Raw genomic sequence first — 21,788 nt, forward strand, 5'->3', positions numbered from 1 at the left:
CGTCCTGCAGGGAGGATTCATCATTGAAAACTACACAATTACCTCATTTTTTTTCCAATTAAATTATGAGCGGAGTGCCAAATCAGTCAAATCGTTAAAATAACACTAAAGGTGGTCAATATATCATTGCACACCGGCCAAAGGTATCAGAAAGGCCGGCCGGAAGTTGCCCTGATCAAGGGTTTTTGCAGAAAAGAAAAGGTTTTCAGGGTACGGAGCAACAGAGAGGTGACCTGATTTTGGCCAAAATTGGCCTGGAGAAGACGGCCTGCCGCCAACCTGGTACCGAACTGCTTTTTCCAGGCAGTTGTATAGCGGCTTTCCAGGGCGTCCCGGGAAATGCGGTGTGATAAAAAGTCCTGAATAGCCAGGAAAGCCAATTTTGAGGCATGAAAAGCCATACTCATCCCATTACCGCATAACGGGGTGATCAGTCCTGCGGCATCTCCCAATAACAACACATGATCCCATACCTGCTCTTTCTGCTGAAAACTGATCTGTGAAATGGCTAATGGCTGCTGCCATAAAAAAGTGGCTTCCGTAAAAATCTTTTTCAGATGCGGGTTCTGCATCAGGATATCGTGCTCCATCCTTTTAATATCATTACCGGACTGCTGCAGATTACCTGCGCGGGTCAGATAACATAAACACGATTTCCCCTCTTCAATATTGGAGATACCACAATAACCATCCCGGAAGTTATGCAGGGCTATCAGGGAGGAAGGCCAGGGATATTCAATGTGATACTTAATCCCCATATAGTTGTTAAGGGATTTTTTCTGTGCCAGGACAAAATCCCTTTCCGACCTGATATCTATATTGCTGCGCTTTCCCCAGGCACCACATACCACTTTTGCGGTATATTGCTCCTGCTGCGTTTGCACCCGGAAGTGGTCATTGATAAACAGTACATGGTCGGCCTTCGTTTTGGTCAGCACCGGTATACCGGCATCCATAGCAATACCTGCCAGGGCAGCATCCAGCTTATACCGGCTGATACCAAAGCCGCCCGGTGACAGTGAAGTATGTAATGTGTGCCCTTTGATATCTGTTACCTCCAGCTGCGCAATCCGGGGCAGCGCCATACCATCCAATGGCAATCCCAGCCGTTCCAGGAAGGGCTTGCTTTCCATACTGACATACTCCCCACATACCTTATGACGGGGATAGGCGTCCTTTTCTATCACCAGCACCCTGCAGGGTAGTTGATGCAACTGTATGGCCAGCGCCAGCCCTGCGAGGCCACCACCGATGATAATCACATCATAATCAGTTGCACTATTCATTTTTTCACACAAATAAGATAACGGAATGCCCACTGCCAGCTGATCATAGCGGGAGTAACCTGTGCCTGCGCTAATAACCTGGTCCAGTCGCGCTTTACAAAACCACGCTTTACGGATAAAGGAGCGTCATGCTTCACCAGATAAGACTTAGAAAAACAGCGGGTTAACAGACGGATTGCCTGATAAGCTACGGGATGCCGGTGCAGGTCATTGATGAAAAACCCGATCCGGCTGTTTTGATATAACCATTGCAGTTGTGCTACCAGCTCTTCATCCGTAAAATGGTGACAAAACAAAGAGGAGTAAACAATATCCGGCGGTATATCCCATTGCACCTCCCGGTAGTCACTGCAAATCCAGGTAGCTTTCATTGTAGCTCCATATGCCTGCCTGGCAAAGGTGATACAGGCGGGTTTCATATCCACCCCTATCAGCTGAAAGGGAATCTTTTTCTGCTGCAAAAACCGCTGGATGGCAAAGAGGTTATCTCCTCCCCCGCAACCAATTTCAGCAATGGTAACGATACCATTTACAGCGGCTTTTTCCAGCAGGTACGACAATCCCCTGCGGGTAACAGCATGCCCGCCCAACAAAGTATTCACCTTGTTCAGTTCCTGCATATTCACCACGATATCCTTAAAAGGAACATCCGGATCATCCAGCAGCTCTTTTTCATATGACCGTTGGCGTAAGCTCATACTACTTTCATTATCATACTTTCCATGGTAAGCCCGGGGCCAAAAGCGGCCCCAAAAACCGGTGCGCCCTTGTAAGATAAAAGGGTATCCCACATTTCCCGCAACACAAACAGCAAGGTGGCAGAAGACATATTACCATACTGCTTCAGTACCTGGTAAGAGGCGGCCATATCCTCCCTGGAAAGTGAAAGGCAATGCCCGAGTGCTTCCAGTATGCGGGTACCACCAGGATGTATGCACCAGAACAATATTTCTGCTTTCGACAACCCCGCCTGCTGCAATGCCCGTAGGTGCAGGGGGCCAAAATCTTCCCGGATCAGTTCAGGTACATACCCGGAAAGCGTCATATTAAACCCATGTGTGCCTAGTTCCCAGCTCATGGCCTGCCTGGCACTTCTTAACACCTCTGCATAAAAGCTATGCAATTGTAATCCCGGCAGGTTATGATGATCTCCGGTAATCAATACGGCAGCAGCACCATCTCCAAATAACAAGGGTGCCATCACCGCATCCGGTGTATAATCCTTTTGAAAATGAAGTGTGCACAGTTCTGTACAGACCAGTAACACATTGGCATCGGGATGTGCAGCTACAATAGCGGCCGCCTGCTTTAAACCATGTACGGCGGCATAACAACCCATAAAATTCACTGCACTCCGGTCGATGGCAGGATTCAGGTCCATCAGGTCCATCAGCTGCATTTCCAGGCCGGGGGCACTCAAACCGGTGCAGGTTACCGTGATCAGGTGTGTCACCGCTTCTTTGGGTAAATAACCTTCCAGGCATTTATTGGCTGCCTCCTTAGACAATACAGGCGCCGCTTGCCGGAAGAGCTGCATTCTTTGCTCAATTCCGGGAAAGGGTTCCAGGTTATCCGTTTTGGGATAGAATGTCCAGTTATCCATAGGAAGCGTATAATCAGGTATCACGGAATAACGGGTATCTATGCCGCTATGCCGGTACAGGTACCTTAATACCCGTTTTTCTTCCTCATTGATACCATAAGCCTGTTCCATGAACTGCAGGATCTGTTGCTGCTCATGTTTATGGGAAGGCACTGCTGTTGCTATAGATATGATTTTAGCCAAAATGTTTGTATATAATTACTGAAATAAATGCCATATTGGTACAGGTAGCTGCTACCCAGTTCATCCGCATGGTACGCTGAAAATCAGCGGCACTTTTATCCTGCCAGCACTGCCATGCCCATCTCAGAAACAACACGATCACCGGCAGATACCATACCTGCAAAATAATAAAATACCCGAAGTGCCCTGCATGATGAAGATAAATGGCCAGCAGTGCAAATGCTGCCAGATACAAACTGCCACAATACAGAAAAGTACCTCTTACCCCCAGCCGGTAACTGATCGTGGTAACGCCATCTTTCCGGTCCTGATCATGCTGGTAGATCTGTGTGATGGGGTAAAAAGCGCCTATCAGCAAGGTGCTGATCACCAATCCCTGCCAGGGTACAGCCTCCCCCGTTTTGCTTACATTCACATAGACCATATAAAAAACAAGTGCGCCCTGGTTCAATACCACCGTCAGGTAACCGGTCAGGGGATACTGCTTTAGCCGTACACCCCGGTAGCTGTAAAGCCGGGAAAAAATAATATAAATAACATAGCATAAGGCAAAGTTCATGCTAATGGTCAATGCCAGTACTGCTCCGGCGATATCCATAAGGCCACTTACCACATATAGCTCCCTGGTAGGCGCCATGGGGTCTTTTACGCCGCCAATACTGCCTTCGTCACGGTCCATATAGCTGTTGTACCCATTACTGGCAGGATACAGCAACAGGTGTATGAGAATAAAACTCCCCAAAGCATACCACCAGTTCACCTGGCCGGCCATGGATAATGCAAAAAGATAAACAGGTAATAACAGCCAGGAAAAAGGGAACCTTAACAGTTGTATGGTGGATGCTTTTAACAATACCGGGAATATTTAATTTGAAAAATACATGTCCACTTGCAGGCACTTATACAGTACGGCAGGCATAGGCAGATAGTGGTATCAATACGGCCCTTCTCTCATAATGGTTGCTTATTGCTTTCTGGCAGTTACTTCCAGCATAACGGTCAGCTGGTCCTCTATCGCATTATCGGTGCCTACATTAAAGTCAAGCCGTTTTATCTGAAAGGTACCTTTAAAAAGATAACCACCATTGACAGGTGTAGCTGTAAAAGGGAAAGAAATATTTTTAGTAATGCCCCTGATGGTCAAAGCGGCAGATAAATGGTAGACACCTTTTTTATCTGTAGCAGTAACACTATTGCTGCGTAAATGGATGACAGGGTATTGCTCCGCGTTAAAGTATTTTTCTTTTTTCAGGTCCTTATCCCGCATATTAATGCCGGTACTGATCGTATTCACGGCTACGGATACATCAAACAATGCTGCTTTGGGTTCTTCCGGGTTAAACCGGATCGTCCCTTTAAGCCCTTTTAAATAACCATTGACGGTGGTGGTAAATACCAGGTGATTGACAATTCTAAACTGAACGGAGGAACCTTCATCCACCGGTATATACTGTTGAGCCAGCAGCCGGCTGAATGGTGACAGTAAAATGCTTATCCATAAGATTGCTCGCAACATAACATGACGCACGTAGGGTGCCACCTAAAGGTAAGCTTTTAGCTGTTAGCTTTTAGCTATTAGCTGCTTATGTTATGTTAAAGCTATTAGCCTTTAGCTAAAATGGTCTGCAACAAACCACAGGAAGCTAAAGGCTAAGTGCTAACAGCTAATAGCTAAAAAAAGCTATCCCCTCAAATGCCATGCCTTCGGTCTTGTAAAAGCGCGGATACCCTGGTGGGAAAGTGTGGCGCCTATGCCGGAGTGTTTCCTGCCGCTCCAGGGAACGGCGGCGCTTACACGATCGCAGCAGTTCCAGTAACCAGTGCCGGCATCTATCTGCGATAACATCGCAGTAGCCCTGTCCCGGCTGGCGGAAAATACACCTGCGGTAAGCCCATACTCCGTATCCTGCATTTGTTTTAAAGCCTCTGCGTCGCTGCTTACTTTCATAATACCAATAACAGGCCCAAAACTTTCTTCCCGCATCAAACGCATATCAGGTGTTACACCTGTAATAACAGTAGGTTCAAAATAATAGCCTTCCCCCGGTACTCTTTTTCCACCGGTAAGCAAGGTAGCACCTTTGTCCAGTGCGTCCTGCACCTGTTTTTCCAGTTCTTCCAGCTGTTCCTTCCGGGTCACAGGCCCCAGGTATACGCCCGCCTCGGATGGGCTACCCATCTTCCAGGACTGCACCTCTTTCACAAACTCGGCGATATACGCATAATAAACCCCCTCCTGTACATAGATCCTTTCTACCGCACAACAGCTCTGGCCATTGTTGTAAAAAGCACCGTCTGCCGTTCCGGCGGCTACCGCTTTTACATCCGCAATATCATCTGCAATGTATATAGGGTCCTTACCTCCCAGCTCCAGCTGGCAGGGTACCATTTTAGCAGCTACCCTTTCATAGATATGTTTGCCGGTTTTATACGAGCCGGTAAAGAAATACCCATCAAATCCCAGATCCAGCAGTATTTCGCCGGTTTCCTTCCTGCCAACAGCTACCTGGAATACCCCTTCCGGCACCCCTGCCTGCTTCAGCAGCTTTTCTATATGCAGGCCCGTCAGCGTAGTATATTCAGACGGTTTGTACATTACTGCATTCCCCGCCATCAATGCCGGTACAAATACGTTAACTCCTACCAGGTAAGGATAGTTCCAGGCAGAAATATTACAGATCACACCTAAAGGCTCGTAGGTTATTTTCTCCTGCATACCGGCACCATCACTCATCATCTCTTCCGCCAGGTATTTTGCAGCATTTTCCAGCAACCACTTGATACGGGTACGGGCTCCATTTATTTCATTCACCGCCTGTTGCAGGGGCTTGCCCATTTCTGCCGTCAGGGTGGCGGCCAGCGTATTTTTTTCACTTTCCAGTAGTTCACTGAACTGCCGGAGGATGTCTACCCGCTGTGTCAGGGGTAATGCTGCCCAGGCTGGCTGCGCGGCTTTTAATACTGCCAGCTTCGCATCCAGACCTGCTTTTCCATCTTCAGCTACCGTTTGGATGACTGTCCCGGTAGCAGGATTTATGATTTCCATCGTCAATGTTTTATGTTATAATTGCTTTAAGGCTTTTAAGAAGGCGGTACCCAGGTGTTTCCGGAACGGGTTTTCCGGCTTGTTGATCCTTTCCGGATGCCATTGTACCAATCCCAGAAAAGGTGCTCCTGCAGCATGTATCCGTTCAAGGCCTTCTACTACCCCATCAGGCGATAAGGCATTTACCACCAGGCCCTTACCTATGCTATCGGCACTTTGGTGATGATTGCTGTTGATATCTCCCCCCACAGTATTTGCTAATAGGCTGCATAACCAGGAGTCAGGATCTATGGATACGGGGTGATAGCGGTCTGCCCCATCTGTCAGCTTGCCATGATTAAAGCGCCCCCAGGTGGGAATGTCCGGGATAAGGGTACCGCCGAAAAAAACATTGGCCAGTTGCAAACCCCGGCAGATACCTAATACCGGTACCTGCTGGTCCTGAGTATATTGCAATAGCGCCAGCTCAAATTCATCCCGCTTTTCGTTGATATCGTCCGGGTAGCAGTAAGGAAGATATTCCGGTTTGTTATAAAACCGCGGATGTACATCTTCTCCGCCGGTAAATACAATACCACTGCACTGCTTTACGGCATCTTTGTTACCTTCGTCCGCGCCTAATTTTATGATCTTACAGGAAGGAGCAAAAGACTGCACCCAGTTATGGTAGATCTGGTATTTGCTGCAATCTGTTACACCTATTACTAATTGTTCCGCCACGGGAATAAATTTTATTACGAAAGATACTTGCTTTACAGCGCTTTCAGGTATAACTGTTTAAAATCTTCCCTGCTTACCGGTTTCGGATTATTAGGATGTGCAAAGTCGGCAATAGCCAGATCTGATAAGGTGTCAATATGTGTTTCTTTTACGCCGATATCCCGCAGTTTTGCAGGAATATGAATGCTGGCATTCAACTCAAACAGGTATTGTACCACAGCACTGCCGGTTTCTTCCCGTAGTTCCAGTGTGCGGGCAATACGCCTGAACTTGTCTTCAAATCCTGCGATATTAAATTCCATTCCATAGGGAATGTTGACCGCATTGGCCAGTCCGTGATGGGTATCCAGCAGGGACGACAAGGGATGTGCCAGGGAATGCACTACCCCCAACCCCTTCTGAAAAGCAATTGCTCCCATCATGGAAGCCATCAGCATATTGCTCCGCGATTCCAGGTCGGGCTGCAATACCGCTTTTTGCAGGGAGTTCTTAATCAGATAGATACCTTCCAGTGCAATACCTTCACAAAGCGGATGTGGATTTTTGGCAATGAATGCCTCCATGTTATGCGTTAAAGCATCCATGCCTGTAGCTGCGGTAATAGCAGCAGGCAGGTCCATAGTAAGCAGAGGATCTGCAAATACGATCTTCACCATCAGCTTGGGAGAGAACAGTATTTTCTTCTGATGGGTGTCATCGTCTGCAATGATGGCACTGCGTCCTACCTCACTACCGGTTCCTGCGGTAGTAGGTATCGCTACAAAATGCGGTACATCATTGGTCACATATACATCCCCTCCTACCAGGTCGTCATATTTAAAAAGGTCTTCCCGGTGATTTACCCGCAGTACAATTGCCCGGGCAATATCGATGGCAGCACCGCCGCCAATGCCAATGATACAATCCCGGTTAGTATGGTCCCATACTTCTGTACCTTTATATACATCCGATTTCACCGGGTTTTTATGTGTATCTGAAAACACCTCCGCATGGATCTGCTGTTGATTGAGGTCGTTCACAATGGCTTTAAAGAAAGGCAGTCCCGCAATGGTAGGATCTGTTACCAGCAAAGGATGTTTTAAGTTATTGGCTTTCAGGTAGGCAGGCAGTTCCTTTACCACCCCAGCCCCAAAACGTATGGTAGTGGGGAAATTATACTGGTATATTTTATCTCCGAACATATGGTAGTTTTTAACGTCGTTCTAAATGATCTCAAAATATCTTTTCAGTTCCCAGTCGGTGACTGCTTTTGCGTATTGTTTCCATTCCCATTCCCGGGTAAGGGCAAAATGTTCTACAAAAGTATCACCAAATAATTCTTTGGCCACCGGAGAATTTTTCATCTGGCGGGTAGCTTCATCCAGGTTACGGGGCAGGGTGCCATAGGAATAATCCCTATAGCCGTTGCCGGTAGTGGCCGGCTGCTCCAGTTTCAGCTGATGACGGATACCATACAGACCCGATGCCAGGCAGGCAGCCATCGCCAGGTAAGGGTTGGTATCAGCACCGATCACCCTGGTTTCCAGGCGGGTGGATTTTTTACCACCGGCCAGCACCCGCAGGGCTACCGTACGGTTGTCTATCCCCCAGGTGAGGGTAGTAGGTGCCCAGGCTCCTTCTACCAGTCTTTTATAACTATTGATTACCGGGGCATACATGGGCAGGATATGTGGCAGGCAATACAGCTGTCCGGCTACATACTGCTGCATCACTTCACTCATGTACTGCGGATGTTTCGCATCATAAAATACATTTTCATTACCGGCACTATCCCACAGGCTCTGGTGTACATGCCCCCCGCAACCCGGGAGCGACTCATTCCACTTGGCCATAAAAGTAGCCATCACCCCATGCCGGTAAGCAATTTCCTTAACCGCGGTTTTAAACAGCACCGCCCTGTCGGCTGCCATCAGGATATCCGTATGTACAATAGCGGCCTCATATACGCCGGGGCCTGTTTCAGTGTGCAGCCCTTCCAGCGGCACATCAAAACGTTTTAAGAGGTCAAACAGGTCCGTCATAAAATCTCCCTTCAGGGTGGACCGTAAAATGGAATATCCGAACATGCCCGGTGTAAGTGCGGTCATGTTCTTAAAATCTTTTGCGTGAATGCTGTCCGGTGTTTCTGCAAAGTTGAACCACTCAAACTCCTGCGCAAAGCAGGGTTTATACCCCAGCTGCTCACTATCCCGCAATACTTTTTGCAATAACTGACGCGGGCATACTGCTGCGGGGGCTTCCTGCGGGTCTACAAATTCACCCAGGAAAAATGGCACGTCATTTTCCCAGGGTATTTTGCGGAAAGTGCGCAGGTCCAGTTTCACGCCTGCATCCGGGTATCCCGAATGCCAGCCGGTAAATTTTACATTGTCATAAGCGGCATCATTCATATCCCATCCAAATACCACATCACAGAAACCCATTTTACCTTCGGTGATAGACAGGAATTTGTCTACCGCAATATATTTACCTCTTAACACACCATCCAGGTCTGTCACGGCTACTTTTACTTTTCCGGAAGGATGTTGTTTAACGTAGTTAAGTATTTCCTCAGTTGTCATACAACGGTTTTAGCTTTAAAGATTTTGAATAAGCAATAGGAAAGCGCCAGGATGCCAATGTAAATGAGCCCTAATTTAAGGTTATATACAAACATAGCCAGCAGGGATACCGTAGCGATCACCAGTACTACAATTGGAAATAACGGATAAAAAGGTACCCGGAAAGGGCGGTTCATATCCGGTTGTTTACGCCGTAATATGATCAGGGATATCATAGATATTACATACAGGGTCAATGCGCCGAAAACAGATAACGTAATAATTTCGGAAGTGCGGCCGGAAAGCAACGCCAATACTCCGATGACCATATTACCGATCAGGGCGTTGGCAGGGGTCTGAAACCGGGGAGAGATCTTTCCGAAGATGCCGGGCAGGTTCTTTACCTTACCCATTTCATAGGTAGAACGGCCTGCCGCCAGGATCAACCCGTGGAAAGAAGCTACCAGCCCAAATAATCCTACTGTGATCAGCAGGTGATACATCACATGGTTATCCCCTGTGATCCTGGCCAATGCCAAAGGCAAGGGCGAATCAGAGGTTTCTCCGCTTACTCCATTTTTATATACGATGGCTTCCCATCCTCCCACGCCTACCGAAAAGGTAAACACCAGCACACAGAGGATCACAAGGGTAAAAATAGCGGAGCCAAAACCTTTGAGGATATCGCGCTGGGGATTTTTCGTTTCTTCGGCCACGTTGGCCACCCCTTCAATACCCAGGAAAAACCAGATGGCAAACGGAATGGCGGCAAACATCCCCTGCCAGCCATTAGGCAGAGCATTCTGGGTCAGGTTGGGTGCATGAAAATGCGGGGCCGTAATCCCTGCAAATAAAAGCAGTTCGCCCACTGCCAGCACGGTTACAATGATCTCGAAGGAAGCTGCCAGCTTCACCCCTAATACATTCAGTAACGTAAAAATAAAATAGGCCACCATAGCACTGGCCAGGATAGGGATGTCGGGATAAAATGCGTTGAAATAAGCCCCGATAGCAAAGGCAATGGCCGGAGGAGCAAAAATAAATTCCACTGTTTGTGCTATCCCGGAAATAAATGCCAGCTCTTTGCCCAGGGCCTTGCCGGCATAATCAAATACCCCTCCTGCTTTGGGAATGGCGCAAGCCAGCTCTGCATAACTGAAAGAAAACATCACATACATCACCATGATCACGATAGTAGCTACGGCCATGCCTAGTGTACCACCTTTTTCCAATCCGAGATTCCATCCAAAATACATTCCTGAAATAACATATCCCACCCCCAACGCCCACAATGCAAATGGCGTAAGTGTCTTTTTTAGACCGTTATTGTCCATAGGTAAAACTATAAATGAAGAAACATAAAAATCAGACGTGCTGGTTGATCAGTAATATAAGAAAATAAATCAGATATTTTCTCCGCATGGTATACATGACGATAGCATCATTTGAATTACATCGGATCAAAAATAAGGGACGGGGCTGCAATAAACACATAGCATTTTCACATAGGTACATACGGGAGTGATTACCTCCTCCATAAGCTTTACAAAAAAAAGACAATTGCGCTACAGCCAGCCTTTCTTTTTATACAGGCTCACCCCTGTAGCCAGCGCAGCTTCAATCTGCTGATAGATAGCTTCATCTGCCTTTTTGATATGAAAGCAGGATTTACCCTTGAGCAGCTTTAGCAAACTTTCCGGTAGTTGTGGTTTCATAGCGGGATCTGTATATACGGGCATATAATAAAATCCTACATAGCCTTTCTGCACCATTGCGGAAGCAAAAAAAATGCCCTCCCTTTTTTTACCGTCTATGATGATCTCCCGGGTACTGCCTATATGATATTGGCCGCCACTGTCACCGGTAACCACCAACCCATCTTTGGCAAAACCACCCAGGAGCTGTTTCAGGCGGTCAAATATGGGGAGGAGCACGTCCTGTCCGGCCGACTTATCACTGTACTTGATGTCGGCCTTCTTTGCTGTTTTTTTTACAACGGCTTTTGCCATAACAAAAACATTTACAGGTTAAAACATACTAAGAATCTTCTTTTTCAGCCATACGGCCGGCATGTCTCTGCGCCGGGGTAGCCACCTGCACCCAGGAATTATCATACGGTTTGAAACACCCGGCCTGCAACAAGGTATCCTTATCTATTTTGCCATCCATATATTTTGCCAGTGTACGAAAAGCTTTTTTATTTTCCTGTTTAAAGATCAGTAACGAGGCATTAGAGCCAGCTTTCACGGCAATAGGTACCCCACCACCCAGCTCTGCCCAATGCCCTCCCAGGATAAGGTTTTTAACCGGTGTCTGGTAATGCGCTACTTTATGCTGCATATTGGCTTTGCCCGGCTTGGCGCCCATCATGGTACCATCCCGGTTGCCGGTATAACGCCAATGGGTAACCGGTGTAGCTACATCATAAAAAAGGATGTGCGACCGTAATCCCGGTGCTACCTTTTCTTCTACCCTGCGGATCATGATCTCCGCAATCTCATTTTTAAGTGTCTTGTATTTTTCTCCCCGGATATAATTTCCCTGCTCATCTTTTTCTGTATGCCAGTTATCTTTATAATCCATAAAAGCAGGCATAAACAAGGTAAGGGTGCCATGCCCTTCCGGTGCCAGCGACTTATCCCTCACCGAAGGGGCCAGTATACTGATTTCACTGCGCAACGGATCTCCGGTACTGACAGCCCCATGATGTACATTTTCTCCGGCCAGATGTACCAGCTCCTCATTAAATCCCAATGCTTCCGCCGGACAGTCCAGCGCTACCGAAATGGTAACGGAGGAGCTATACAGCTCAGCATGTTTTAATTTCTTTTTCAGCTTTGCCGGTACAGCATATTCCGGCAGCATTTTCTCATAGAGCGTTTCTACATCACAGGCCGCGATCACATACTTGCTGTTCACATTATGGATCGTACCGTGCCGTTCAAAGGCTACCCCTGTACAGGTGTTGCGCTCCATCAGAATTTCTGTGACATTACATTTGAAATAAACAGCATTATCATAGTACTCCACCACGTGCTGCAACCATTCGGGGATCACCTGCCCCCCTCCTTTTGGCGGACTCTGAAAATCGCCATAATAGGCCCAGCCAATGGGTACCAGACAGGATAACAATTCTGTTTCTGCTTCAAATATTTTATGCAGTCCTTCGTCTTTAAAAAAACTATTAAGCCCTTTGTGCAATCCTTTTTCACCGGTATATGTAATATAGGGAATAAAAGGGAGGGCAAATTCGAGTAGCCGGAACTTGTTCTTCAACCGTTCCAGGAAGGTCATCGTTTCTTCCGAGCGGAATACGCTGCTGAAGTTATCAAATGATCTCCCCAATCTTTTGGCCGACCTGAAAAATCTTTCCAGCCCCTTTTTCTCATGAGGGAATGCAGCGATCAGCTCCGCCTTCCATTCATCCGGATTATTGGTAAGCAGGTACTCAAAATCCTTCCCTTTATATAGCCGGATTCGTTTTTGAGGCACGGCCTGCGGATGGTCCGTACCCAGGATATCAAATAATTTACCTACCAGTCCTTTGGGTGCACATTGATTAAGCCAGTGGATAGCCGTGTCAAAACGGAAATGCTTCCTTCTGAAACCAGCCAGATAACCGCCCACATGAGGCTCTTTTTCCAGTACACAAACAGAAAATCCTGCTTTACTTAGTAAAGCTGCTGCCGTTAATCCTCCCACGCCGGCACCTATAATGGTAACATCATAATACGGTTTTAAGTCCAGTTTTTTCATATAGCACGCTAATCGCATTAATCAATTTACAGAAGAATATTTGGAATCGGGGGCCTGCTAACGCCTTTTTAAGTGGGGGAAGGGTATCACACCAACTGCCTGGCACGGGCAGCTACATAGTCATAAAAGTGCTGGAAAGTAATAATATGCTGAAAGTCTTCCGGTTTTACCTTAAAACCGAAATGCGCTTCCACCGCTACCACCAGGTCGATATAATCGAGGCTATCCAGCTCCAGTGTAGCCTTCATATCTGCATCAGGGGTCAGCTCCGCCGGGTTTGCCTCAAATTCGGCAACCAGGAAGTCATTCGTTGTTTGTATAATTGCAGCAACATCCATCATGTGTGACGAGATATAGGTTGAATTTTACCCGTTAAGGGGTGAAGTTAAGAAGATATTGTTACTTATCCGGTAACCGGCAGTTTTTAAGCAGGTCCGCGTTTTGAATAAATTTCTAAAAAGTTATTAAAAATTTAATAATCAAATAGATATACATCAATATTAGTAATCTTTTATCAATTCTTAAATAAAATAGTACCGGTATCCACACATGATCTTAACTTTGTATTGCCAAATTCAGGACTTTGATGAATATTAACTACAATGCCCGCAGGGAGGTGATGAAGCATATAGAAAAATATATGCTTGAAAAAATGCATGTTTATTTGAAACCAATTGAAACCAATTGGCAACCAGCTGATCTGTTACCAGATGCCAGCCATGATAACTTTTTTGAAGCAGTAAGAGAATTACAGGGGAATGCGCGGGAACTGCCTTATGATCTTTATGCCGTACTGATCGGCGACACCATAACAGAAGAAGCCTTACCTACCTATGAATCCTGGTTGGCGATGGTAGAAGGTGTTTCTAAAGATGAAGAAGGGGGATGGATGAAATGGATCCGCTTCTGGACCGCTGAAGAAAACCGTCACGGGGATGCATTAAATACCTATTTATATTTATCCGGCCGCGTTAATATGCGGGCTATGCAAACTTCTACCCAATACCTGATCGCAGATGGATTTGACATCGGTACCGACCGGGACCCTTACCGTAACTTTATTTATACCAGCTTCCAGGAGCTGGCCACCAATATATCCCATCGCCGGGTAGCCTCCATGGCCAAAAAAAGCGGGGATTTACTGCTTTCCAGGATGTGCGCTACCATTGCATCGGATGAAGCCCGTCATGCCAAGGCATACAAGGACTTCGTTTCCCACATCTTTGAAGTGGATCCTAACGAAGCTATGATCGCTTTTGAAGATATGATGAAAAAGAAGATCGTAATGCCTGCCCACTTCCTCCGGGAAACAGGGGAAGCCAAAGGCTCCACTTTTGACCATTTCTCCAATGCGGCACAGCGTTTAGGTGTGTATACGGCTATCGACTATGTAGATATCTTAAAAACCCTGCTCAAAGACTGGCAACTGGAAACAATGGGCAACCTGGACGAAACAGGCGAAAAGGCCCGGGACTATCTGATGAGGCTGCCTGATCGCCTCACCAGAATAGCTTCCAGGATGCCGGTGCCTTCCCTGGAATATAAATTCAGCTGGATATTGTGATAACTGATCAACCGTTTTTATAATAAATGGGCTGGCCTGACAGGCTGGCCCTTTTTTTATGCCCCAAACACCTCCCTCCTTGTAACCGTTAACCCTCTCCCAGTGGGCAACTTGCATTCAAACATACCATTAACCCCTTGCTGGCACTACCTTTCCTTATAGATAAAGCCTATATAAAGCCTATATGAAGCCTATATAAACCCCAGATAAGACCTACTTAAAAAGATAGGCTTTATCCTGGCTTTATCTGGCCTTTAAGAAGGTAGTATTCTGGGTTTATGATACTGTCACCCCAAAAGCAACAAAGGCGTTACCTACTGGTAACCAGCAGGTAACGCCTTTGTATATGTGGCGGGAACGGCTACAGGACCGTTACACAACCGGTAAAAAAGTAATCGCTGTCTTCCAGCAGCCTCACAATCGAGGTTACATTGGTTTTCACGCCGGTATTGTGCTGGGCGCAGGGGGTGATATAGGCATTCAGGTAGCGGTCGGGGTCATTGTATAAGCCGGTATTGTTTAAGATTCCCGGTACCAGTTCTCCATTCCGGCTGTAGCGCACCAACATGGCATACCCCACGCTGGCGGAGTTATACAACAGGGTCCCAAACCCACTTAACTGGTTGGGCACTACTTTATGGAAAGTGAAAGCAGGCGTCTGGCTAATGGTATCCATTGCCAGATCGTATTGGTACAGCACAATATCTACCGGTTCGGTAATCCTGGGCAGGTTAATCACCACGGCCAGGCGGCAGCTATCGGGATGGATAGTGCTGGTGGCACCACCCGCTTCGATCAGCTGTGATTTTCCTGTTCCTGTGGCCGAAGCATCCAGGTCCAGGTATATATATTCTGCAGCAGGTTTTGCAAAGTTGAGTGTGGTATCGATGATAGTAGTGCCATCAAGGCCCTTTACCGCAATATGCTGAGCAGCGGCACTCCGGATGATTGTTTTATCAATCCGCCTGCCGGTGCTTACACTATCAGCAATTTTTACCCCATCCAGCCAGGCCGAATATTGCATATTGGCTTTGGCCGAGTTAAAGGTGATCCCTAAAATGGTAACATCCGGAGCCGCCACAAGCGTTCCTTCCTTATTACAGGCCAACAGGCCCGCAAGTATGATGCACCCTACAGACAGCCATCCTGTCCATGTAAATCTGTGTAAAGCAATACGCCTCATGGTAACGTTCGTTTTTGGTTTTATAAACAGGCAACCGGTATGATACCGGCTGCCTGTTATAAGATCATTGCACCTTTTTCATATAAATCAGATAGTAACAAATAAGCAGGTACGCTTACAAGGCAAATTTGGTCCAGCCGGCAGCAGTTGGCAAGGTTGGATCAAATGCACCTCTGTACGTAACGATGTCAAATCCGGTAGTGAATGGTACTACGGTAAAGTCTGCACCTTGTCTGGCCGGCGACAGTGCCGCAGGAATACCGGTTCTTACCGGACGGGCATCGAAGGTGAAAGAAGTAGTAAGGCCAGTAGCCGGATCTACATCCCAGTTACCAAATGGCGCTCTCAAACGCATGCTGTCATTAGCAGTAGCACCAGTGATGTACTGGTTGTTGTTGGCATTCAGCACTGTGTTGGAGATCGCACCAAAAGAATGCACCAGGTTTTTCTGGAAATTGGTATTTACTGCACCGGTTTCGAAAACAACACCTGCCAGACTGGAAGTACCATATCCCATTACGATGCTGTTACGCATTTGTAAAGTAGAATTCCTTCTCCAACGGTTGCCATGCAGGCTGCCGGTTACTGCAGCGGTGCTGCCACCGATAATCGTCATGTTGGAAATAACCGGACGGGTAAAAGGAATATCGGAAGATGGCGGGTTATCATTATCTGATTCGATCCCATTTGCATCTGCATTAAATACATTAGCATTTGTTTTCAGAATAGATAATGCATACTGGATCTTTCCGGTGTACCCGAAATCAAAATCAAAGCAGTCATCATTAGGAGAATGTGCAATGAGATAGCTGGCATTTACGGTACCGCCAAAAAATTCAAAAGCATCATCCGCACCTGCATAAACATAGATGTGATGAACAGAAGTACGGCTGCCTACCCCACCCAGAGTAAGACCATTCAATTCATTGTTAGGGGAAATGGAAGCGCCTGCAAACAGGATCTTTATATATTCCAGGCGGCCGGAAGAATCGGCAGGTGTATTACCACCATAATTTACATTGTCAATCCCAACAGGCAATGAAGGCAGATCAACGCCTTCAATAGCGGGATTCACTTTGTTAACGGTACTTTTGCCCAGGACAACAATACCACCCCAATCGCCTGAAGCCTTGCTCAGTTCGTTGGAGGTAAATACAATAGGGCTGATAGAATCTCCTTTTGCATCGATCATACCACCACGGCAGACGATCAGTGCAGAAGCCGCCTGAGGCGTACCTTTTTTCACTCCTTTAATAGTAGCGCCCTTACCAATTACAATTTTGGCCAGGCTGTCTATATAACATTTTCCGTCAAGAATATAGGTGCCCCCTGCATTCAATTGAAGGATATCACCTGCATTTACTACATTAGGCAATGTACCACCATTGGGTAATATAATGGTGGCAGCATCCAGTGGACGCTCAGCAACAGGCTGTGTGTCTTTTTTACAAGCTCCTAAAGCTATTACAGCTAAAGCAACGGCATAAACAACTTTTGTTTTCATGGTTAAACTTTTGGATGTGAAGTGAAGTGAAATGGTTTATTCTATGGTGCAATGAAATACTTAAAAGTGCCAGGTTACATTCACGCTCACATTAGTACCCCTCCGGCTTTTATACCTGGTAAAATCCAGCGCGGAATTATACCTTGTCCCCTTCGGATCATCATTTACATTATCCCTGGCATCAGCAGAATTGCCGGGAATTCCCCCCTGCTCATTCAGTGTTACGTTATCATAAATAATGAAGGCTTGCTGTAGCAGGTCGCTGATATTTAACCTTACTTCCAGGTGATCTTTCAGCAAGCGGGCGTTCAATTGCAGGTCCAGTACATCCCTGGCATTTTCATACTGGTCCATATAGGGTAATAATCCACCGGCTACAATACGTGGTCCATACCGGTTATAGCTCACCTGAACGCCTATTGGTTTTCCATTATATCCCAGCCCTGCATTATACACATAAGGAGAAAGTCCCTGTAAAGGCCGGTCCCTGGAATCCGGTGGCAACTCCTTCCAGGCTCCACCGCTTACTCCATTCGCTGCATTCAGCATCTCCTGAGTATTGTAGCGTACATTTGCTTTCATCCAGGAAGCATTTCCACTGATCACGAAATGTTTCCATAACTCCGATCCCGGACGAAGAAATCCCAGTGTTTTTCTGAAATCCACTTCCACACCTACACTGGTAGAATTGCGCAGGTTGAAATAATAGAACACCTGTGCGCCGCCTGGTACGCCACCAACCACCAGCTCTACCGGTGATTCAAATTTTTTGTAAAACACGGAGGCTGAGAGTACCTCGCCGGAAGCAGGATAAAACTCATAGCGGAGGTCAGCATTTTTGATCCGCGCATCTTTGAGACCATAGGCGCCCTTATACTCCGCACGTTCCTTAAACTCATAGTAAATAAACGGGCTTCTTTCCCTGAAGTCGGGGCGGGAAAGTGTTTCCGCATAAGCCGCACGTATATTCATCCTGGATGTAATACTATATACCAGGTTTACCGAAGGCAAAAAATCTTGCTTGTTATATAATACCAGGGAATCCACCGGCGCTCCCGTAGCAGGATTATAACTAACCGTACTCACTTCCGACCGGTTATGTTCCATGCGTGCTCCTCCGATCAAACGGATACGGCGAAGCAGTTGCAGGTCCAGCATCAGGTAGCCTGCATGCAGCTGTTGCAGGCCGTTATAGGCATCCCCTACACCACCTCCACTCACCGCATGGGTACCGGCCGGATAATAATACAACCCGCCGGGTTTGAGGTATTGGGGCGACAGCAGCTCATAGTCCGGCAATAAGGTGATCAGCTTGCGGAAGGTCTCATCACCATTGGAAGCAGGATCTCCTACTGCGATCAAACCATTGCTCACAAAATCTGCTTCCCGGTAAGTGCCGGCGTATCCTGCTTTTATTTTCTGTTGTGTACCTCCCAGCTGAAATGGAATATGGAGGCTGCCTCCCCAGTTATACCTGGTTTCCTTTAGTCTGGAATTAAACAGGGACAATCCTCTTCCCAGGAAACCTGTTTTATCTGATACGAGGTGGCTGTAAAAACCTTCCGGATCTCCCGGAAATTTAAAGCCCAGGGAGTTCCTGGAATCCGGCTGATCACGCAGCACGCTGACCCAGTCTGCATTCCATTCCAGTTTAATCCCTTTGCGGCCCAGCCCATGGGTACCTTCCAGCCGGCGCTGCCAAATATCATTGATCAGTGTAACATTAGAATAGGTATGCACATTTTCCGGGCCGAATCCTTTGGCAATACCGGTATAATCATTTGTTTCATTGGTAAAAAGCCGGTTGTATACATTCTTAAACGCGATCTTATGCGCCTTTTGCTGATAGGCGATATTCAGGATCCCACCCAGGGCACTACTGAAATGATAAGATGCACCGGCAAAGTCATTCTGATCTCCTGTGTATGTTCTCCGTTCTTCGTCTTCCACATTTTCTTCATGCCGGTACATAACGCCTAACGTGATGCCTATACGCCCGCCGTTTTTAAAAGCGATCCTGCGTCCGCCATTGAACTGGTAGTTTTGTACCGGATGGTAGGCATACCTGCGCAGCCCCCAGTTATTGGGAATACGGCGGTTCATCTCTCCCATCTGAGCCGTATTATTTTCCCGGAGATATTTATTGTAGGCAAATCGGTCCCAGTCTTTCAGCCACCATCCCCGCTTACCATCATCAAAGCCGAGGTAATCATTTTTGCCCCGGGGCGTACTGTACATATTACGGCCAATGCTGTTGGTATTATATCCGCTGCCGATAGTGACACTCCCATAGTTTTCATCAGGAATATCTTTTGTGGTAACCTGTACCAGCCCACCTGCAAATTCTGCGGGCATATCCGGTGTGGCAGTTTTATTGACTACGATATTATCAATGAGTGCACTGGGAATAATATCAAAGGAAAAATTACGCCGGTTAGGTTCTGTACTGGGTAATGCAGCACCATTGAGCATAACATTGTTATAACGGTCGCTGAGGCCACGTACGGTTACAAACTTGTTGTCCTGAATGGTAAGCCCGCTCACTCTTTTCAGTACCTGTGCCGCATTATTATCCGGCGTTACTTTGATCTGTTCGGCACTGATGCCATCACTCATGGCCGCATTATTCTTTTGTTTTAAATACAATGCCGTTACCGATTCCTTTTTTGCGGCCGCCACTACCTCCACCCCTTTCAGCGTACCTTTCTGCACAGGCAATGCCATGTTGAGCACAACCACTTCCCCACCCTTTACTTTCACATCGGTGATCTTTTTGGTGGTATAACCGATGGAGCTGATCAGCAGCTGGTGATTACCTTCCGGCAGTTCCAGGTCATATTCCCCGGTGACATTCGTAGTGGTTCCTTTAAGACCAGCCTTAATGGTAGCCCCCGGTACAGGATCGCTGGTACGGGCATCCAGCACCTGCCCGCTGATACGGCCATTTACCCGGCGCGGTATGGTTCCCTGCTGTACAGAGATGTTCTTATTGGCTATCGCAAACTGCCAGCCATAATGCCGCTGTAAGTATTGCAATACCTGTCCTAACGGTGCATTTTTAAAATCAATGGATGAAACATAATATGTTTTCAGCGTACTGTTATCAAAAGAAAAAGTATAGGTAGTCTGGGACTGTAATGCCTGCAATAAAGCCGCCGCATCGGTTTTTGCACTTGCATAGGTTACTTTGTCTGTTACAGATGAAAATGCAGCTTGTGTATAGCCTATACGGTATTGCAGCAGCAGTATTACCAGCAGCCACCATTGCTTTCCATTCGTTATAATGCCTACACTTTTTTGCATAAAAATCCTATCCATAATTATTAACTGATTATAGTGAGTAGATGAAGTAAATAAGTAAAGGTGGTTACGGTGTTATCAGCAGGTTGCTACCATTTAATGAACAATGATATCCATGAACAAATAATAGATTCTGTATGATTTGCAGGCCTGTTTCATGGCGGAATATGGCCGTTACTTTTTTCTCCGGCAGCTGGTTTTTATTGCCTGCATAGCCTACGGTCCATCCATATCTTCTGGCTACCCGCAGGATGGCCTGTTCCAATGGGATATCATTAAACACCAGGTATCCTTTGGTCCATACTGAATTGTCTTTTACTGCCAGCTGCATTAATTCCATCTTCCGGGTTCCACGATAGCAAGCCAGCATATGCCCGGGTTCCAGCACCTGCGATTGCTGCTGTTGCAGGCTATCCGTATTGCTCACCATCACTTTTCCACTGGTGAGTGATACCCGGATAGCAGGTTCTGCGGCATAGGCTTCTATATTAAAAGTGGTACCCAGTACTCTGGTGGTGATATTACCTGTATATACTGTAAAAGGATGTTGCTCATCCGGTGCTACTTCAAAATAAGCCTCCCCTTCCAGTTGTACCTTACGGCTGATGGTACCGTAGGGGATGTTATAAGACAAGGTGCTGTAGGGCGTTAACCAGATCGCTGTACCATCCGGCATTACCAGCTTGCGGGTATTTCCTGTTTCGTTTTTTATAGTTTGCCAGGTAGCCGCAAGCTGCTGTGTTGCTTTGCCCACCGGCTGTTTTTTAAGGTACCACCATCCAGCTCCTATCGCTATCATCACGGCTATACTGGCAGCTGCGGCCATAGCTTTTAAAATACGGCCACGCATGGGGGTTACCCGCTTTTGCCGGGGTACTACCAGTTTGCTTTTCATCTCCTCCAGGATACGGTGGCTATCCGCATCTCCTAATGTTGCGGAAGCCGGTTCCTGCCAGGCATCCTCCAGCAAACGGTCCATAACGCTCCACTCTTCCTCCGCTGTGGCCAGCCAGTTTTCCACTGCTACTACTTCCTCCCTGGTACATTCCCCGTTAAAAAAACGCATGAGTAATTCGTATTCCATATTGTTAGCACGAACAACT

General features: G+C 46.9%; 18 protein-coding genes. 1 reads left to right on the forward strand and 17 read right to left on the reverse strand.

The genetic code is table 11. From position 1 onward, the window contains the following. Nucleotides 1-146: 146 nt before the first annotated feature. From ABR189_RS11580 to ABR189_RS11640, 13 genes are all read right to left on the reverse strand, one after another. Nucleotides 147-1,286, reverse strand: a complete 1,140-nt coding sequence (locus ABR189_RS11580; RefSeq protein ID WP_354660652.1) for an NAD(P)/FAD-dependent oxidoreductase — start codon at nt 1,284-1,286, stop codon at nt 147-149. After that, the gene (locus ABR189_RS11585) at nt 1,283-1,984 is read right to left on the reverse strand and encodes a methyltransferase domain-containing protein (RefSeq protein ID WP_354660653.1); all 702 of its coding nucleotides are present in this window, start codon (nt 1,982-1,984) and stop codon (nt 1,283-1,285) included. The genes ABR189_RS11580 and ABR189_RS11585 overlap by 4 nt, the downstream gene beginning before the upstream one ends. Next, nucleotides 1,981-3,072 (reverse strand): type III polyketide synthase, encoded by a 1,092-nt coding sequence (locus tag ABR189_RS11590; protein WP_354660654.1) that lies wholly within the window; start codon nt 3,070-3,072, stop codon nt 1,981-1,983. Before ABR189_RS11590 ends, ABR189_RS11585 begins: the two co-directional genes overlap by 4 nt. Then, complete coding sequence (locus ABR189_RS11595; RefSeq protein ID WP_354660655.1) at nt 3,065-3,925, reverse strand: UbiA family prenyltransferase; 861 nt, start codon at nt 3,923-3,925, stop codon at nt 3,065-3,067. The genes ABR189_RS11590 and ABR189_RS11595 overlap by 8 nt, the downstream gene beginning before the upstream one ends. A 111-nt stretch (nt 3,926-4,036) precedes the next feature. Next, nucleotides 4,037-4,588, reverse strand: coding sequence for a YceI family protein (locus ABR189_RS11600; RefSeq protein ID WP_354660656.1), 552 nt, complete (start codon nt 4,586-4,588; stop codon nt 4,037-4,039). Nucleotides 4,589-4,753: 165 nt separating this feature from the next. After that, on the reverse strand, nt 4,754-6,118 hold the full coding sequence (locus ABR189_RS11605; RefSeq protein WP_354660657.1) for an aldehyde dehydrogenase family protein: 1,365 nt from the start codon (nt 6,116-6,118) through the stop codon (nt 4,754-4,756). A gap of 15 nt (nt 6,119-6,133) precedes the next feature. Then, nucleotides 6,134-6,838 carry a gamma-glutamyl-gamma-aminobutyrate hydrolase family protein gene (locus tag ABR189_RS11610; RefSeq protein ID WP_354660658.1) on the reverse strand — a complete coding sequence of 235 codons (705 nt, stop codon included), beginning with the start codon at nt 6,836-6,838 and terminating at the stop codon, nt 6,134-6,136. 32 nt (nt 6,839-6,870) lie between these two features. Further along, nucleotides 6,871-8,019, reverse strand: coding sequence for an iron-containing alcohol dehydrogenase (locus tag ABR189_RS11615; RefSeq protein ID WP_354660659.1), 1,149 nt, complete (start codon nt 8,017-8,019; stop codon nt 6,871-6,873). A 21-nt stretch (nt 8,020-8,040) separates the two neighbouring features. Continuing rightward, entirely contained in the window at nt 8,041-9,399 is a 1,359-nt protein-coding gene (locus ABR189_RS11620) for a glutamine synthetase family protein (RefSeq protein WP_354660660.1), read from the reverse strand. Next, nucleotides 9,396-10,712 carry an ethanolamine permease gene (eat, locus tag ABR189_RS11625; RefSeq protein ID WP_354660661.1) on the reverse strand — a complete coding sequence of 439 codons (1,317 nt, stop codon included), beginning with the start codon at nt 10,710-10,712 and terminating at the stop codon, nt 9,396-9,398. Before eat ends, ABR189_RS11620 begins: the two co-directional genes overlap by 4 nt. 231 nt (nt 10,713-10,943) lie before the next feature. Next, nucleotides 10,944-11,387: a hypothetical protein gene (locus ABR189_RS11630; RefSeq protein WP_354660662.1), complete on the reverse strand. Its 444-nt coding sequence runs from the start codon at nt 11,385-11,387 to the stop codon at nt 10,944-10,946. Nucleotides 11,388-11,415: 28 nt separating this feature from the next. Continuing rightward, on the reverse strand, nt 11,416-13,134 hold the full coding sequence (locus ABR189_RS11635) for a phytoene desaturase family protein (RefSeq protein WP_354660663.1): 1,719 nt from the start codon (nt 13,132-13,134) through the stop codon (nt 11,416-11,418). Nucleotides 13,135-13,220: 86 nt separating this feature from the next. After that, nucleotides 13,221-13,475 (reverse strand): phosphopantetheine-binding protein, encoded by a 255-nt coding sequence (locus tag ABR189_RS11640; RefSeq protein WP_354660664.1) that lies wholly within the window; start codon nt 13,473-13,475, stop codon nt 13,221-13,223. A 245-nt stretch (nt 13,476-13,720) separates the two neighbouring features. On the opposite strand from ABR189_RS11640, the gene ABR189_RS11645 reads away from it, so the two are divergent. Beyond that, nucleotides 13,721-14,698 carry an acyl-ACP desaturase gene (locus tag ABR189_RS11645; RefSeq protein ID WP_354660665.1) on the forward strand — a complete coding sequence of 326 codons (978 nt, stop codon included), beginning with the start codon at nt 13,721-13,723 and terminating at the stop codon, nt 14,696-14,698. A gap of 361 nt (nt 14,699-15,059) precedes the next feature. Here the strand turns inward: ABR189_RS11645 and ABR189_RS11650 are convergent, their stop codons facing one another. The 4 genes from ABR189_RS11650 to ABR189_RS11665 form a co-directional block, all read right to left on the reverse strand. Beyond that, a complete protein-coding gene (locus tag ABR189_RS11650) occupies nt 15,060-15,881 on the reverse strand; it encodes a hypothetical protein (RefSeq protein WP_354660666.1) in 822 nt (273 codons plus the stop codon). 115 nt (nt 15,882-15,996) lie between these two features. Beyond that, complete coding sequence (locus ABR189_RS11655; protein ID WP_354660667.1) at nt 15,997-17,385, reverse strand: beta-helix domain-containing protein; 1,389 nt, start codon at nt 17,383-17,385, stop codon at nt 15,997-15,999. A 60-nt stretch (nt 17,386-17,445) separates the two neighbouring features. Then, complete coding sequence (locus ABR189_RS11660; RefSeq protein WP_354660668.1) at nt 17,446-20,688, reverse strand: TonB-dependent receptor; 3,243 nt, start codon at nt 20,686-20,688, stop codon at nt 17,446-17,448. A 64-nt stretch (nt 20,689-20,752) separates the two neighbouring features. Beyond that, nucleotides 20,753-21,769, reverse strand: a complete 1,017-nt coding sequence (locus ABR189_RS11665) for a FecR family protein (protein ID WP_354660669.1) — start codon at nt 21,767-21,769, stop codon at nt 20,753-20,755. Nucleotides 21,770-21,788: the final 19 nt, after the last annotated feature.

The organism is Chitinophaga sp. H8 (assembly GCF_040567655.1).
GTDB lineage: Bacteria > Bacteroidota > Bacteroidia > Chitinophagales > Chitinophagaceae > Chitinophaga > Chitinophaga defluvii.